Source organism: Allobosea sp. RIT-PG3_2, assembly GCF_057321085.1.
This window is the reverse complement of record NZ_JBXWCA010000001.1, coordinates 1100089-1114903: the sequence shown is the minus strand read 5'-3', so window position 1 is coordinate 1114903 and position 14815 is coordinate 1100089. Positions and strand designations below refer to the sequence as shown.

At 62.8% G+C, this 14815-nt stretch carries 15 protein-coding genes; 5 read left to right on the top strand and 10 right to left on the bottom strand.

Features of this window, described 5'->3' with window-relative positions; all coding sequences use genetic code 11:
• The first annotated feature begins 313 nt into the window (after nucleotides 1–313).
• Both AC2FAN_RS05115 and AC2FAN_RS05110 read left to right on the top strand, forming a co-directional pair.
• Nucleotides 314–652, top strand: a complete 339-nt coding sequence (locus tag AC2FAN_RS05115; RefSeq protein WP_485172945.1) for a tRNA-binding protein — start codon at nucleotides 314–316, stop codon at nucleotides 650–652.
• A 48-nt stretch (nucleotides 653–700) separates the two neighbouring features.
• Nucleotides 701–1879, top strand: a complete 1179-nt coding sequence (locus AC2FAN_RS05110) for an NAD(P)/FAD-dependent oxidoreductase (RefSeq protein WP_485172944.1) — start codon at nucleotides 701–703, stop codon at nucleotides 1877–1879.
• A 77-nt stretch (nucleotides 1880–1956) separates the two neighbouring features.
• Here AC2FAN_RS05110 and AC2FAN_RS05105 read toward each other — a convergent pair whose 3' ends face one another.
• The 10 genes from AC2FAN_RS05105 to AC2FAN_RS05060 all read right to left on the bottom strand — a co-directional run bounded on the left by AC2FAN_RS05105 (nucleotide 1957) and on the right by AC2FAN_RS05060 (nucleotide 12153).
• Nucleotides 1957–3375, bottom strand: a complete 1419-nt coding sequence (locus AC2FAN_RS05105; RefSeq protein ID WP_485172943.1) for an FAD-binding oxidoreductase — start codon at nucleotides 3373–3375, stop codon at nucleotides 1957–1959.
• Between the two features lie 146 nt (nucleotides 3376–3521).
• Entirely contained in the window at nucleotides 3522–4007 is a 486-nt protein-coding gene (locus AC2FAN_RS05100) for an Lrp/AsnC family transcriptional regulator (protein WP_476807827.1), read from the bottom strand.
• 21 nt (nucleotides 4008–4028) lie between these two features.
• Entirely contained in the window at nucleotides 4029–4751 is a 723-nt protein-coding gene (locus AC2FAN_RS05095) for a haloacid dehalogenase type II (RefSeq protein ID WP_485172942.1), read from the bottom strand.
• A 249-nt stretch (nucleotides 4752–5000) separates the two neighbouring features.
• Complete coding sequence (locus AC2FAN_RS05090; protein WP_485172941.1) at nucleotides 5001–5969, bottom strand: CobW family GTP-binding protein; 969 nt, start codon at nucleotides 5967–5969, stop codon at nucleotides 5001–5003.
• A 17-nt stretch (nucleotides 5970–5986) separates the two neighbouring features.
• Nucleotides 5987–7561, bottom strand: a complete 1575-nt coding sequence (locus AC2FAN_RS05085) for an amidohydrolase family protein (protein ID WP_485172940.1) — start codon at nucleotides 7559–7561, stop codon at nucleotides 5987–5989.
• A gap of 10 nt (nucleotides 7562–7571) precedes the next feature.
• The gene (locus AC2FAN_RS05080) at nucleotides 7572–8516 is read right to left on the bottom strand and encodes a branched-chain amino acid ABC transporter permease (RefSeq protein WP_485172939.1); all 945 of its coding nucleotides are present in this window, start codon (nucleotides 8514–8516) and stop codon (nucleotides 7572–7574) included.
• Entirely contained in the window at nucleotides 8513–9400 is an 888-nt protein-coding gene (locus tag AC2FAN_RS05075; protein ID WP_485172938.1) for a branched-chain amino acid ABC transporter permease, read from the bottom strand. Before AC2FAN_RS05075 ends, AC2FAN_RS05080 begins: the two co-directional genes overlap by 4 nt.
• A 20-nt stretch (nucleotides 9401–9420) precedes the next feature.
• A complete protein-coding gene (locus tag AC2FAN_RS05070) occupies nucleotides 9421–10689 on the bottom strand; it encodes an ABC transporter substrate-binding protein (protein ID WP_485172937.1) in 1269 nt (422 codons plus the stop codon).
• Nucleotides 10619–11386 carry an ABC transporter ATP-binding protein gene (locus AC2FAN_RS05065; RefSeq protein WP_485172936.1) on the bottom strand — a complete coding sequence of 256 codons (768 nt, stop codon included), beginning with the start codon at nucleotides 11384–11386 and terminating at the stop codon, nucleotides 10619–10621. The genes AC2FAN_RS05070 and AC2FAN_RS05065 overlap by 71 nt, the downstream gene beginning before the upstream one ends.
• A complete protein-coding gene (locus AC2FAN_RS05060; RefSeq protein ID WP_485172935.1) occupies nucleotides 11383–12153 on the bottom strand; it encodes an ABC transporter ATP-binding protein in 771 nt (256 codons plus the stop codon). The genes AC2FAN_RS05065 and AC2FAN_RS05060 overlap by 4 nt, the downstream gene beginning before the upstream one ends.
• Before the next feature lie 175 nt (nucleotides 12154–12328).
• Between AC2FAN_RS05060 and AC2FAN_RS05055 the strand changes: the two genes are divergently transcribed.
• From AC2FAN_RS05055 to AC2FAN_RS05045, 3 genes are all read left to right on the top strand, one after another.
• Nucleotides 12329–12898, top strand: a complete 570-nt coding sequence (locus AC2FAN_RS05055; protein ID WP_485172934.1) for a helix-turn-helix transcriptional regulator — start codon at nucleotides 12329–12331, stop codon at nucleotides 12896–12898.
• A gap of 395 nt (nucleotides 12899–13293) precedes the next feature.
• Nucleotides 13294–14094, top strand: a complete 801-nt coding sequence (locus AC2FAN_RS05050; RefSeq protein WP_485172933.1) for an LssY C-terminal domain-containing protein — start codon at nucleotides 13294–13296, stop codon at nucleotides 14092–14094.
• A 96-nt stretch (nucleotides 14095–14190) separates the two neighbouring features.
• On the top strand, nucleotides 14191–14787 hold the full coding sequence (locus tag AC2FAN_RS05045) for an IMPACT family protein (RefSeq protein ID WP_265052567.1): 597 nt from the start codon (nucleotides 14191–14193) through the stop codon (nucleotides 14785–14787).
• Nucleotides 14788–14815 lie beyond the last annotated feature (28 nt).

Sequence of the window (14815 nt, the reverse complement as noted above, 5' to 3'; positions counted from 1 at the left end):
AGGCACAGTAGGCAACAAGAGCGCAAGGTCGGGGCCAGCGCGTCGTTCGAATGGAGGGCGCGTTAGTGCTGAGCTCCTCGACATATTCAAGGGTGGCTATTTTTGCGGTTCCTCGCCGAGGCGCTTCCGGATCGCGGGAATCTGTTTGATCGACGAGAAGACGGCCGACGCCCGCAATCGCTTCGCTGACCCGCGGCACGATCTGCTGAAAGGGGCGCCGACAATGATCGCAAAACGCGAATAGGCCTTCGCTTCTTGCCGATCCCGCCGCGCAAGCCATGCACTCTGTAAGGCGAATACGCGAGGCTGGAAAATGACCAAGGATCAGATCGTCTACGAAGATTTTTCGAAGATCGACATTCGGATCGGCCGCATCGTGCAGGTTCTACCGTTCGAACGCGCCCGAAGCCCTTCCTACAAGGTCGAGGTCGATTTCGCGGATATCGGCAGAAAGTGGTCGAGCGCCCAGATCACCAGTTATGCCGCCGAGGAGCTCATGGGCTGTCTGGTGTCCTGCGTCGTCAATATGCCGCCCCGGAACATCGCAGGCTTCCAGTCGGAAATCCTGATCCTTGGCGCGCGGGACGCTGCCGGCGACGTGAAACTGCTGTCGCCGACCCATGAGGTCGGGCTTGGCGAGCAGGTCTTCTGATCCGCTTGTCCGGGCGAGGGTGGGTCTGAGAGCATTCGGAGCGAAACTATGGAAACTGCGGATTTCATCGTCATTGGCGGAGGCATCGCCGGTGCTTCGGTCGGCTACGAGCTGAGCCTCCACGGTAAAGTTGTCGTGCTGGAGATGGAGGCTTCCGCCGGCTACCACTCGACGGGCCGGTCGGCGGCCGTGATGTCCGAGAACTACGGCCCGGCCCTATGGAGCAGGCTCGTGACGGCGTCGCGGGCCTTTCTGGAGACGCCTCCTGATGGCTTCGCCGACGTACCGCTCGTCACGCCCCGTGGCGCGCTCTTCCTCGCGCGGGACGGAGAGCAGGCGCAGCTTCAGGCCCAGGCGGAGGAAATGCTCCGCCGTGGCGCGACGATCGAAATGACCACGGCCCAGGAGGCCCTCAGGTTCTGCCCTGTCGTCCGAGACAGCGAATTCGCATCGGCGCTTTACGAGCCGGACTGCAAGGACATCGATACGAACGCTCTCCTCACGGGCTACCTGAGAGCGCTCCGAAAGAACGGCGGGACATTCATCCCCGACGCCCGGGTTCAGTCCCTCCAGCACTCGCAAGGGACATGGCGGGCCTCCAGCCCTCGGGGCAATTTCGAGGCTCCGGTGGTGGTCAATGCCGCCGGCGGGTGGGTTCAGGAGATCGCCGAACTCGCTGGTCTCTCGTTCCGGAATGTCGTACCATTCCGCAGAACCGCCGTCGTGTTCGACCCGCCGGCTGGAAGCGTGATCCAAGGCTGGCCGATGACCTTCGACGTCGCCGAGACGTTCTATTTCAAGCCTGAAGCGGGCCGGATCATGGTGTCGCCCGTCGATATGGCTCCTTCTGCTCCCTGCGACGCACAGGCCGACGAATTGGAAGTCGCTGTTGCGATCGACCGAATCCACCGCTGCACGACGATGGAGGTCAGGACGGTCAGCCACAAATGGGGCGGGCTGCGCACATTCGCACCGGATCATGAACCCGTCATCGGACGAGACCCGGAGCAGCCCAGTTTCATTTGGCTGGCCGGGCAAGGCGGCAATGGCGTGATGGCAGGCGCGGCTGCCGCGCGCCTCGCCGCGAGCTTCGCGCTGGACGCCGCCATCCCGGCCGACCTCGTCGGCCTCGGGATTACCGCCGAGAACGTCTCGCCGGGGCGTGCCTGCGTGGTCGATCCCGACGCCGCAGCCCCGGTCGTCGGCAAGCTGGAAGATTTCGCCTGACGAGAACTCGCCTCGTTTCACCAAGTCATGGAGCGTGCCCGCGAGCGCGGCCTTCTGGTGATCAAGTGCGGTGGGCCTCAGTCGAAGTTCGGTATCACTTTTCCTGGATTCATCAGACCCTTCGGATCCAAAGCTTGCTTGACGAGGCGCATAATGTCGACCTTCGACGCGGCTCCGAACCGGGCTAGCAGATCGAGCTTCACTCGTCCGATTCCATATTCGGCGCTGAAGGTCCCGCCCATGTCGAAGGCGAGCTCGTAGATCTTCGGCGAAACCTCCTCCTCGAACCGAGCCTTGAATTCGGGCGCGGAAACTCCCTTCGGTGCGACGACGTTGAAATGGACGTTACCGTCACCAACATGGCCGTAGACGGATAGGATCGCCCCGGGGCGGTCCTCGTTCGCGATTTTTGAAGCCGCTTGAACGAATGCCGCGAGACGGGACGTACGAACGGCGACATCGTGTTTGACCGAGCCTCCGTGATGGACTTCGGCTTCCGGGATATTCTCCCGCAATTGCCAGAAGTCCGCGGCCTGCTGTCCGCTCGTGGCGATGGTTCCGTCGGTGACGAGGCCGCTTTCCATCAATGCCGCGAGCAGTTGGGTGCTCGCCTCCTCGAGGTTGAGCACCGACGACGAGGTCGAAGCCTCCATGAGGACGTAGTGATCGGCCGGTTCAGCGAGGGGTCGACGAAAGTCCGGCCGGGACGCCAGCAGAAGCTGCAGCGACGTCTCCGAGATATATTCGAAGGAGGTGATCGCTTCGCCTGTTTCGCGCTGGGCGGCATCGAGAATCCCGCTCAGATCCTCGATATGCCTGATCGCAAGGAACGCGGTTATCGTCTGCTGAGGCTTCCTGGTCAGTTTAAGCGAAGCGCCCGTGATGATGCCGAGCGTGCCCTCCGCGCCGATGAAGAGCTGCTTCACGTCGTAACCCGAGTTGTTCTTTCGCAGCGGGCTGAGCTCGCTGTAGAGCGCGCCATCGGGGAGCACGACTTCAAGCCCGAGAACCAAGTCCCGGGCCATGCCGTAGCGAAGGACCGAAACGCCGCCCGCGTTCGTCGACAAGTTGCCGCCGATCCGGCAGGACTGCTGCGAGCCGAGCGAGAGAGGCAGCAATAAATCCGCATCGTCGGCCGCCCGCTGAAGCTCGCTGAGGACGATCCCTGCATCCGCCGTCACCGAAAGGTTGCCCGGGTCGAGCTCGCGCACGCGGTTCATGCGTTCGAGGCTGACGATGAGTTCGTCCCCGCTGCGACTTGGAGTGGCCGCGGTGCAGTAGCTCGTGTTGCCGCCTTGGGGGACGAGTGGAACATGCGCTTCAGCACAGGCGCGGACGATCGCCTGGACTTCCGCGGTGTCCCGGGGCCTCAGCAATGCTCGGGCACTGCCCGTATAAAGCCGCCGGAAGTCGGTCGTGTAGGTGGCAACGATGTCCTGGTCGCAAGTAACGATGTCCTGCGGCAGCTTGGAGAGCACCCGAGCGATGGCATCCATGGTGTCAGAAATCTTCCTGAGGTTGCATTTGGAACCGGGCTAGGACCTGCCAGGCAACACCGGTTGTCGGGAGGCGTGCGTCCCGGGCCGTCCGTGATCTTCGAGACCGCATGACGGAATTGATCGATGGCGGACCAGCGTGCCTGTCAGCCGAGAATGTACTTCACCGGCACGTGACCCTTATCGACGATCGTCTTGATCACGATGTAGCTGAAGTACTTCTCCATGCCGATATTGCGCTCCAATATGCCCTCCATGAGCTCCTGGTATCTCGCGACGTTCTTGGTCACGAACTTCAGTAGATAGTCGTACCCACCGCTCACCAGGTGACACTCTTGGAGTGCCTCGTACCGCTTGATCTCGACCTCGAATTTGATGAAGTCCTCGCGGCGGTGATCGTTGAGCGTCACTTCGGTGAAGACGGTAATGTGGTCGATAAGCTTCGCCAGTTGGAGGCGGGCATTGTAACTCACGACGTAGCCGGCTTCCTCCAGCCGTCGCAGCCGGGCAAGGCAGGGGCTTGGGGACAGCCCCACCGCGTCCGCCAGGTCGACATTCGTCAACCTGGCGTTCTGCTGGAGCTGCGCGAGAATATTGATGTCGATGCGATCAAGTCTCGGTGCGCCCGCCATTGCCGCGCTATTCCCTCATGTTCAGCCGCGAAGCGCTTCCTGATGCGCCTTCGCGAGATCGGCCATGCTGTTGAAGCGGAAATCGTATTTCGGCATGTCGCCGGGATGCATCGTCGCGCCGAACCCGTCCTGGGCGTAGCGGCGGTAGATCCAACAGGACGCCAGACCATGTCTGTTTGCCGGTCCGTGGTCGTGGAACATGCTCTCGGCGGTGTGCAGGATCTCGTGCTTCTGGATACCGAGTGTCTCCAGCTTATTGAGCATGTACTCGAAGTTGCGATCGGACGGCTTGTAGGAGCCGATATCCTCAGCCGTGTAGATCGCATCGAATTCGACCTGGAGCTTATCGTTGCTCGCGGCGAAGCTCTCATCGTCCACGTTCGACAGGATCACGAGCTTGTAATGGCGCTTGAGGTACTGGAGGGCTCCCGCGGAGTCGGTGAATGCGGGCCAATTCTTGACCGACTGCCCATACGCAACGCACTCGCCCCATGTCACGGCGAGGCCCCACTCCTCGGCCAGTCGCTTGTAAACGATCGGCAGGAGGTCGCGATAATTCTTCGCCGGCGTCTGCAACTGCTGCGACGACTCGTGGCGAGCGTGCGCTTCCAGCACCTGATCGCGTGTGAGCGGAGTCGCGAGCCGGCTGGTGAGCGGCTTAAGCCCCTCGAACATGCCCGTTTCCCAATCGATCAGTGTTCCGTAGCAGTCGAAAGTAAGAGCTTTGAAGTCCGTCAGTTTCATCGGTCTTGTCCTGTCTTCGAGGGAGCGAAACGATGGTCGGCGCCTATGGGCAACGACATGGCGATCGATGAGGTGCCAGCGGGCCCGGTCGGCATCTCCCGCGCGCCTCATTGTGCCGCGCCTCGCGCCGCAATTGCGGGAAAACCCACAGCAACAATCCGCAGCTCTTGCCGAATGCGGCCGGTGAAACAGCGGCATCTGCCGCTCCCGTCGACACGTCAAGAAAGGCCTGGATGTCGTCGTGCGCGATCATCGAAACCTCACCATCGGCAGGTTCTCGCCACAGAACGGCTGGGAGATCTCGTCGGCTGTGACGTCGCGCAGGATCAGCATCAGCCCGAGGCCGACATCGTCCTTCACCCGCATCCGGCGGGGAGGGGAGAACGCATCGCCGACGCCGTTGATCAGGACAGGATCCGGATGGCCTTCGGGCCTGACGAGGCCCTTCAAGCGGAGGAGACGGCTTCCGAAGAAACCGCTCAGGTTTTCGATCCATTCGGAGATCGAGCTCCAGGATGCATTCGGATTCCATTCCGCGAAGGCTACCGTGATGCGCGAGGCCGAGGCTGCAATCGCCGAGAAGCGAGCTCCCCCGGGAACGGATGGGTCGCCGTGCGTCGAGAATGCCGAAAGGGCCCGCTCGCGAGGCTGATCCGTCAGGACCTGCGCCGCCAACGGATTGAAGCTTTGAGCTTCGGCAGCGCAGCAAGCCCACTCCTGCGGGAAAAGTCGATCGAGCTTGGTCATCACGATCGTCTGCGCGGCCGCAAGCTGTGATGCGTAGTGCGGAAGGAAGCTGTCGCCGACGAATGGTGCCGACGCGTCGAAGGTTGCGACGATGCGGACATCGAACCCGACCTGCCGGATCGCGCGCAGCGAGCGAACGATCGGGGCGGGTTCGGCGAGGCCGCTCGTTTCCAGAATGATGCGCCGCGGAGGTCCCAGGCGCCGTTCCGCCCGCGCCAGCAGCAAGGCATCGATCCCTTCCTGCAAATCATTGCCGAGGGAACAGCAGACGCAGCCACCGTCGAGCGTGGCGAGCGCAAGGTTTCGATGGTCGGCACCGATGACCGCCCCATCGATGTTGACCACGCCCGCATCGTTGACGAGAACGCCTGTGTCGGAGGTGTCGGCGAAGGAGAGATAATCCGAGAGCAGCGTCGTCTTGCCGGATCCCAAAGGGCCCGTCAGCACGATGAACTCCGGTCGGTCCGTCATTGGGACAGGGCGATCCATCACGCCCCCAGCCTGGCTGCCGAAACCATCGCCTCGACATCCGCAAGGAGCTCGGCTGGATCATACAGCAGCCCCCCCTTGATCACGGTCTCAAGGCTCCGGTCCCAATCGACCGACTTCGTCGCGTCGTTCAGGCGCATCGTGCCGGTGCCGTAGAGCAGCTTGAAATCATTCAGCGGATTGGCTCGGTGGATGAGGATATCGGCCCGCTTTCCGATTTCGAGCGTGCCGGTATCCTGCTCGATGCCCAGCAACTCGGCGCCACAGGTGGTGGCGGAACGCAGAACCTCGAGCGGGGTGAACCCGGCCTCCTGCAGAAGCTCCAGCTCCCGGACATAGCCGAAGCCGTAGGTCTGGAACATGAAGCCGGAATCGCTGCCGACGGCGATGCGGCCGCCGAGGTTCTTGTAGTCGTTGACGAAGCGCATCCAGAGGCGGAACGTTTCCCGCCATTCGATCTCGTTCGTCGTCGACCAGCGATACCAATAGGCGCCGTGCCCGCCGCGCTGGGGCTGGAAATAGGCCCATAGAGTCGGATCGGTGAAACGCTCGTGCCAATCGGCCCGCCGCGTGCGCATCAGGTCGCGGTTGGCGTCGTAGACGTTGAAAGTCGGCACGAAGCTGTGGCGCGCCTCTAGAAAACGGCCAAGGACCGTTTCCCACTTCGGCGAGCCCGGGCGAGCCGCCTGCATGAAAGTCTGGCCTGCCGCCGAGAAACGCAGATACTCGTCGCCGTAATCATAGTCCGGCGGAAAGGCCTGCAGCGTCTGGTTCTCGAGCAGCGTCTCAGGGATACCGTAGGAATGCTCGGTACTGCTGAGACCCCAGCCTGCCGTTTGTAGCGGGTTCATCCGGCCGACCGCGAGCTGGGAGTGGTGACAGCAGCTTCGCAGGTCGCGCCGGGTGCACTCTTCGAGCGCCGCCTTCATCAGTGCCGGCGGCGCACCGAAGAACTTCACGCCATCGGCACCGGCCGTCTTCACGTCACCGACCCAGGCGGCCGCCTGTTCCGGTGTATGCAGGCTCTTGACGTAGTCGGTCGTCGCCGGGAACGGCGCATAGGCCATGATCCGGGGGGCATCGATACGACGCTCCTCCGCGGCAGCCTTCTGCTGCAGCGTCCAGGACAGCCCGTTGAAGCAGCCGGTCTCGCGCACGGTGGTGATCCCGTGGCCGAGCCAGAGCTTATAGATGTAGTCGGCCGACGGCTGCGGTCCGTTCCTGGCATGGAACGGAGCGCCGATATGGGCGTGGCAGTCGACGAAACCCGGCGTGAGGAACTTTCCGGAGCAGTCGATCTCCAGGACATCCTCGGGGCGAACAGCCTCGGGCAGCTTCGCCTTGCCCGTCTTGGCCAGGGCCAGGATCCGGCCGTCCTCTACGATCAGATCCGCCGGCCCCCAGGGCGGAGCACCGGTTCCATCGATGATGCGGGCGCCCGTCAGCTTGAGATAACGACGGGGTTCACGGCCCCGTGTCCTTTCGGTCGCCGCCGCCAACCCAGGCAGCCCTGCAGCGGCGAACATGGCGGCAAATTCGTCTCCGGGAGCACCGGCGTTGGAGGTGCTTGTCATGATGGCGCTCTCACTTCGACGGGACAGGCACAATCGCCACGGAAGCCGCAGTATCGGCGTCGAATGATCCGGCACGCTCGTTTCGGAGGCCGAAAACGCCCTGTGGCCGTAGCTGCATGATCACGATCAACGCGACCGCGATGGCGAACTCCCTGAGCGACGCGATTTGCACCGCACTCAGCCCCGGGATGAACTCGGCCGCAAAACGCGAGGACTCCAGGATCGTCATGACCGCGAGGGAGCCGAAAACGGCGCCAACCAACCTGCTGTAGCCGCCTGCCGTCACCGCGAGGAAGATATAGATGGTGAGCTGGACGACGAAATTGTCGGGCGAGATGTAGCTTGTGAAGTGGGCATAGAGGCCCCCGGCCAGACCGAAAAGAGCCGCGCCGATGCCGAAGGCCTGGCATTTCAGGCGCAGCACGTTCTTGCCTGCAACGGCGGCGACCTTCTCATCGTCGCGAACGGCGCGAAGGGCTCGGCCGAAGGGGCTGCTGAGGGCGCGGGATAGGACCCAGACGACCAGCGCGACAAGGATCCAAGCCAGGGCAAAATAGAACCAGGGATACAGTTCGCCAAGGGCATCCTTGAACGGCGCCCGGATACCCGAGATGCCGTCGCTGCCGCCCGTGAGCCAACGCTCGTTGAGCTCGACAAGACGGAGGCCTTCACCGAAGCCGAGCGTCACGATGGCGAGATAGTCGCCCCGAAGCGTTCGAGTCAGCAGGCAGAACCCCACGCCGATCGCAGCCGCCAGTGCAGCTCCCGCAACCCACCCAAGGCCGATCGGGGCCCCGAACTTCGTCAGCAGCGTCGAGCAATAGGCGCCAAGGCCAAAGAAGCCGACCAGCCCGAGGTTGACCATGCCTGCTTGGCCCCAGCTCACGACGAGTCCGAGTGAGAGCAGGGCATAGATCGCCGCGATGGTCCCGATGAACAGAAGATAGGAGGTCATTTTCGAACCCCTGCCGCTCCGGCGAAGAGGCCGGTCGGCTTCACCAGAAGGATGAAGAGGATGGCAAGAAAGGCCGTGAGGGACTGATAGACCGGCGGCATGGCGATCATCGCGACTTCACCCGCCACACCGATGATCAGGGCGCCCAGAACGGCCCCGTAGAGGCTGGTCAATCCGCCGAGGACGCTCGCCGCGAAGATGATCAGGATCAGCCGCGAGCCGGTCGATGGGTCGACGCTCGTATCGATCGCCAGCAGGGAGCCGCCGATGCCGGCGAGCCCCATGCCGATGAACGTCGCGAGGTTCGACAGATTGCGCGGCTCGATGCCCTTCAACCTGGCGAGGTCGGTATTGTCGGCGACGGCCCGCATCGCCTTGCCCCATCGGGTGAGCGAGAAGAATGCAGCGAGCGCGACGGCGATGACGAGTGCGGTCACCAGATTGCGAAGCTGCTGAGGGCCGACGCTCAACCCCCAGACCTGGAGGTTGCGCTCGATCGGGAGATCGAAGCTGTTCAGATCGCTCCCGAAGAGGAAGCGAAGCGCATTCTCGATCGCAAGGTTGAGCGCGATCGAGACGACCGCCAGCATCAGCGCGGTGTGGGCCCCGGATTGGCGCCGGATGGGAGCGAGCGCGAGACGATCGGTTGCGATACCCAGCATGCCCGGGACGACGAATGCGAAAAGCAGCATCACGACAGGTGACCAACCCAGATGGGCTCCCGCGAACCAGGCGGCGTACGCGCCAACGGTCATCTGCGCGGCGACGCTGAAGTTGACGAACCCCTGCACTGAGAAGATCAACGTCAGGCCGAGCGCCGGCAGCGCGATGAGCGCTCCCAGCACCAGGCCGTTCAGCATATACTGTGCGAATTCGGTGAACATGGCTCGCTGCCCGAATTCGCTCAGGCAACCTTCAGAAGGGTCATCTTCCCCTTCTGAACCTGCTCATACCGGAAGAAGACGCCTTCGACGTCGCCGTTCGCCGCGAACTCGAGGGGGCCGCTCGGGCCGTCGTAGTTGATCGGCTTCTTGTCGGCGATGAACTTGAGCCCCTGCGCGACGTCGCTGACCTTTTGGCCCTTCGCGTCCTGCGAGATCGCCCTGACGGCGTCGCGTACAGCCGTGCCGCTCGGCGACGTGACGGCAGCCTGAGCAAGCGCCAGGGCCGTCAGCACGACATGGTCGTAGACCTGGCACGAATAGCTATCGATGGCCGACCGTCCCATCTTGCCGATGAGCATCCTGTAGGCAGTTGAATCTTCGGACGCCGACGGTACGAGGGAGGCTGTGCCTTCCGACACCTCGTGAGGAACGCCATCGGCCAGAACCTGGTTTACCCCGAAGGAGTACCCGATCTTCTTGCCGCCGAAGCCGGCGCGATAGAGGTCCTTGAGGACGACGGAGGTATCGGGCACGTAGCCGCCCAGCACGATGATATCGGGGTTCGTCCGCAGCGCCTGATCGACTTCGGTGCGATAGCTGGCTCGCTTGTCCTCGTAGATCAGGCCCTGTCCGGAGCCGCCAGCGTCCTTGAACAGCTTCGAGATGATGTCGATGTAGGACTGCGCAAAGGGCGTCTGCGGTCCGAGGAAGAACATCTTTTTCGCGCCGAGTTCCAGCGCGTACTGACCCACCCGGGTGCCTTGCAGCGTCACGGTGGGAGAGGTGCGGAAGATGTAGCCGTTGTGCGGCGTCTTGGTGATGCTGTCGGCACCCGAGGACGTGAAGAGCACCGTCTTGCTGTCGTAGCACAGAGGCGCGATCGCCGAGGTTACGGCCGAAGCGTATGAGCCGCCGATCGAGACGACCTTGTCGACGTCGATCAGCTTGCGCGCCGCGCGAACGGCGGCCTCCGGGTTGCTCTGGTCATCCTCGATCAGAACCTCGATGGGACGGCCCGCTACGCCTCCGGCTGCATTGACATCGCTCACAGCGATCTTCGCCGCGGCGCTCATCGTCGCGCCGAACTGACTGGTCGCCCCGGTCAGGGGAATGACGATACCGATCCTGATCGGCTGCGTGCCCTGGGCCAGCAACGCCCTCGGCCAAAGGGCCGCGAGAGAGCCGGCGCCCACGGCGCCGGCCAGGAAATCACGACGGTCAAACTTGCTCATGACGATCCCCTCGTTCCGTTTTTTGCTTTGCGCCCTGGCCGTGTTCGCGGCGGCCAAGGAACAGGTGACGCACCTCGTCGTCGGCGAGCAGCGACGAAGCGGTTTCCTCGCGGGCCTTGCGCCCAGCGACCAGGGCAAGGCCCTTGGTTCCGTATTCGAGTGCGAGGAGAGCGTTCTGCTCGACCATCAGAACCGCGATGCCCGACTTCGCCAGGCTGCGGACAAGTTCGAAGACTTCGTCGGCGGCCGCTGGCGAAAGCCCGGCGGTAGGCTCGTCGAGGAGCAGGACGCTCGGGCTGGTCATGAGCGCGACGCCCATGGCGAGCACCTGACGTTGGCCGCCCGAAAGGTTCCCGGCCTTGTCGCGGAGCTTGGTCTTCAGGAGCGGGAAGCGCGATAGCTGCTCGTCGATGCGGTCCTTCAACCCCTTGCGAAGAAGATACCCGCCCATCTCCAGGTTTTCGCGGATCGTCAGGCTTGCGAAGACATTTCTCTCCTGGGGAACGAAGCTCATGCCGCTCCTGCAAGCTGCTTGAGCGTTCCCGGGTTGGAGGGCTTTTCCTTGCAGGCTGATCTCGCCCGACGTCGGCTTCAGCAGACCGGCGACAAGTTTCAGGAAGGTCGACTTGCCGGCTCCGTTGGGGCCGATGATGACGGTCAGGTCGCCAGCCCGGACATCCAGGTCGATGCCCTTTACGATTTCCTCGGCGTTTGGGTAGCCGCCGCGGATGCTTCGGACAGTAAGATCGGTCATTGGCGCCGGATCCCCAGATAGCTCTCCTGAACGTCACGGTTCCCAGAGATTTCGGAGAAGCTGCCTCGCGTCAGGAAGCGTCCTCCCGCCATGACGATGACTTCGTCGCAAAGCCGCTCGATCAGCTCCATTTCGTGCTCGATCAACACGATCGAGATGCCGCTTTTTCGGATCTCGACGAGACGGTCGGCGATGTCCTGGACGAGCGTCGGATTCACTCCCGCCATGGGTTCGTCGAGCAGGATCATCTTCGGCTTCGCGAGAAGAACGCGGCCGATCTCCAGCAGCTTCTTCTGGCCGCCTGACAGGCGCGTCACGAGATTGTCGACGACATGTGCGAGCTTGAGACGTCGCGCCATGTCGAGCGCCTCCTCGCGGAGCGCCTCCTCCTGCCTGCGCGTTTCGAGGCTGCCCAGGAAAGCGTTCAGGAGGCCTTCCCCCTGCTGGCGCGGGCCGTAGAGCATGAGATGCTCGAACACGGTCATGTTCTCGCACCCGCGCGCCAGCTGAAACGAGCGGACCAATCCTGCTCGCGAAATCGCCTGAGGCGCTGCCCGGGAGATGTCGCGCCCGCAGAATCTGATGGTTCCGGTCGCTCCAGGCGTCAGGCCCGAGATGCAATTGAACAGGGTTGTCTTGCCGGCGCCGTTGGGGCCGATCAGGCCGGTCGTGATGCCCGGCCGGATCGCGAAGGAGGCGCCATCAAGCGCACGGATGCCTCCGAAATGGATGGAGAGATCAGCGATCTCCAACTGGGCGTGTGTCATGGCTGTCCAATGTCGCGGTTCCCCGAGGGCTTCGACGAAACTCGCCGACCCTTCATCTGCTCGACGCCGCATGGCGACCTCGGCTCTTATCGCTGGACGCTATGATACCTAAACACTTAATGCTATAGGTGTTGAACACTTAAGTGTTCGGGCGGCATTTCAGCCGGAATAGCGCATGGAATTGGCTGCGATGGACGTGGATTATCGGGAGGCCTTCGAGAATGCGCCGGTGGGCTTGGCCGTCGGCAAGAGGCGGGTCATCGTGGCCTGCAACCACGAGTTCGCCCGAATATTCCGCGGCGCAATCGCCGAGATGGTCGGTGAGACGTTTGAGCGGCTTTATCCCACGCAGTCTGATTACGAAGAGACGGGCGCTCGCGTCGGCGAGCGCTTGGCCAACGAGCGCAGCTACACGGATGATCGAGTCATGCGCCGGCTCGACGGCGACTTGTTTTGGGTTCGGGTCAGCGGCTTCACCTACACGCCGGAACCGGCGCACGCGCACACGCTGTGGGTCTTTTCGGAACTGGACAGAAATCAGCAATCGGGTGGGTCGTTGAGGTCGACCCTGACTCCACGGGAGCGAGATGTCGCTACCCTCCTCATCGATGGAAAGACCGGAAAAGAGGTGGCGAAGGCGCTGGATATCAGTCCGCGCACAGTGGACATCTACCGGACCCGCCTGCTCAGGAAATACAACGCCAAGAACACCCAGGCGCTTGTCGAGCTACTGCTGCGCGGGTGACCATCAGTCGCTCTAGATCGGAAACGATGACGCCGGCTTTGGGCCGGGGCGCCATCGAATGAGTTCCGGAATAGCGGCAGTGTCCGGCCCCCTGAAAGTGGCATGCGCTACCACTAACGGCAGGTCAGGGGAGTTCGAATACCGCAGCGCCATACGCTTTTCATGGATTTCTCTCCTCTATCTGACGTCAGATAGAGTTGTTGCCAGAGCGCTGCGATCGCCTTGCGCTGGTCAGCGCCTTCTGAAAGGTCGCCTGCCATGCGGCGCTGAAGGCGAAGGTGGGCACCGAGAGACAATAGACGGCGCGTTTTGCAGGGGAGTAGCCTGCACAGGCAGCGAGTTTCGCCGGTGGGCCGCGCAGATTGCGGTGATTGCAATCGAGTGTGACGTCAGAAATGGGACAGATCGCGATCAGGCGTCGGTGGTGGATCGTTCTGACAGGTGCGCTCGGCTACCTGCTGCTGGCCTATCTGATACTACCCCTCCTGTGGCGGCACCATGAACATGAACCCGGCCTCGCCGCCTTTCCCATGGTGACACGTACCTCAAGCGGTATCCCAGGCGACGCGCTTAATGTTGGGTTCGTCGGCAGCAAAGATGACGCCCTGCGCGCCATGCACGCGGCAGGCTGGTATCCGGCCGACCCGATTACATTGCGGACGAGCATCGAGATCGTCGGCAGCGTGATGCTCGACCGGCCCTATCATGACGCGCCTGTCAGCTCGCTGTACTACGATGGAAGAAAAGAACAGCTCGCGTTCGAAAAGCCCGAGGGCACGAGCGCTGACCGCCGACACCACGTGCGGTTCTGGATGGTCCTTGAGAAGGGGAACGGTGGGCGGCCAGTCTGGCTCGGCTCGGTTACCTTCGACCGGGGCGTAGGCTTCAGCCATGACACCGGTCAGGTGACGCACCACATTGCACCTAACATCGATGCCGAGCGTGACATGCTGATGCGTGACCTCGGCAAGGCCGGCATGGTCCAGGACTTCTTCAAGATTTCCGGAGCAGGCCCGACCCTGTTCGGTCGGAATGGCGAAGGCGATCTCTATTATACCGATGGGGAGATCTCTATCGCCACTTTGGTGGCCGATGGCATCAGGCGTGTCGAGCCGCCCGTGACCATTCCGGCGCCTCCGCTCATCACGCTAAAGGATCAAATCTGGCACGGCGTCGGCGCTGCATTCGCAGACTGATCGCGGCCTTCAGGTTAGAGGAACTGCCCGAACCCCGGCGTGTCTTAACTGTCATTGGCACTGGCCCGGATTGCTTCTGAGCCGATACATGGAAGCATGGAAACCCGCTTTACGCTCCTTGGGTCCTTTTCGTTCCGGCAGGACATCAAGAAGAGCTGCTTCGTTGCGACCGCCGCTCCCGTCGTAGATGAAGCAGCCGCCAGGGACTTTGTTGCTGCGCAGTCCGATCGGACGGCCAATCACAATTGCTGGGCGTGGCGTTGCGGTCCGAGCTACCGCTTCAACGATGACGGCGAGCCGAGCGGCACCGCGGGAAAGCCGATCCTAGCGGCAATCGACGGGCAAGCGCTCGATGGCGTCGCCGTTGTCGTGACGCGCTGGTTTGGCGGCGTCCTGCTGGGCAGCGGCGGACTGGTCCGGGCTTACGGCGGCACGGCCGCCTTGTGCTTGCGCGGCGCCGAGAAGACGGTGCTGATCGAGGCTGCCTCGGCGATGATCACCTGTGCATTCGGCGATCTGGCGCGCGTTCAGGCGCGGCTCGGTGATCGGCCGGGGGTGCAGGTGCTTGATCAGGCCTTCACGAACACCGGCGCAGTGCTGTCGGTGTCCGTTCCAAAGGCGGAGGCCGATCTGGTCTCCCAGCTGGTGAGGGACGTCACCAGCGGACGCGCCGTGATCCGATGGAACGAATAGCGGCGCGATTTCCGGCCAATTCCGACCG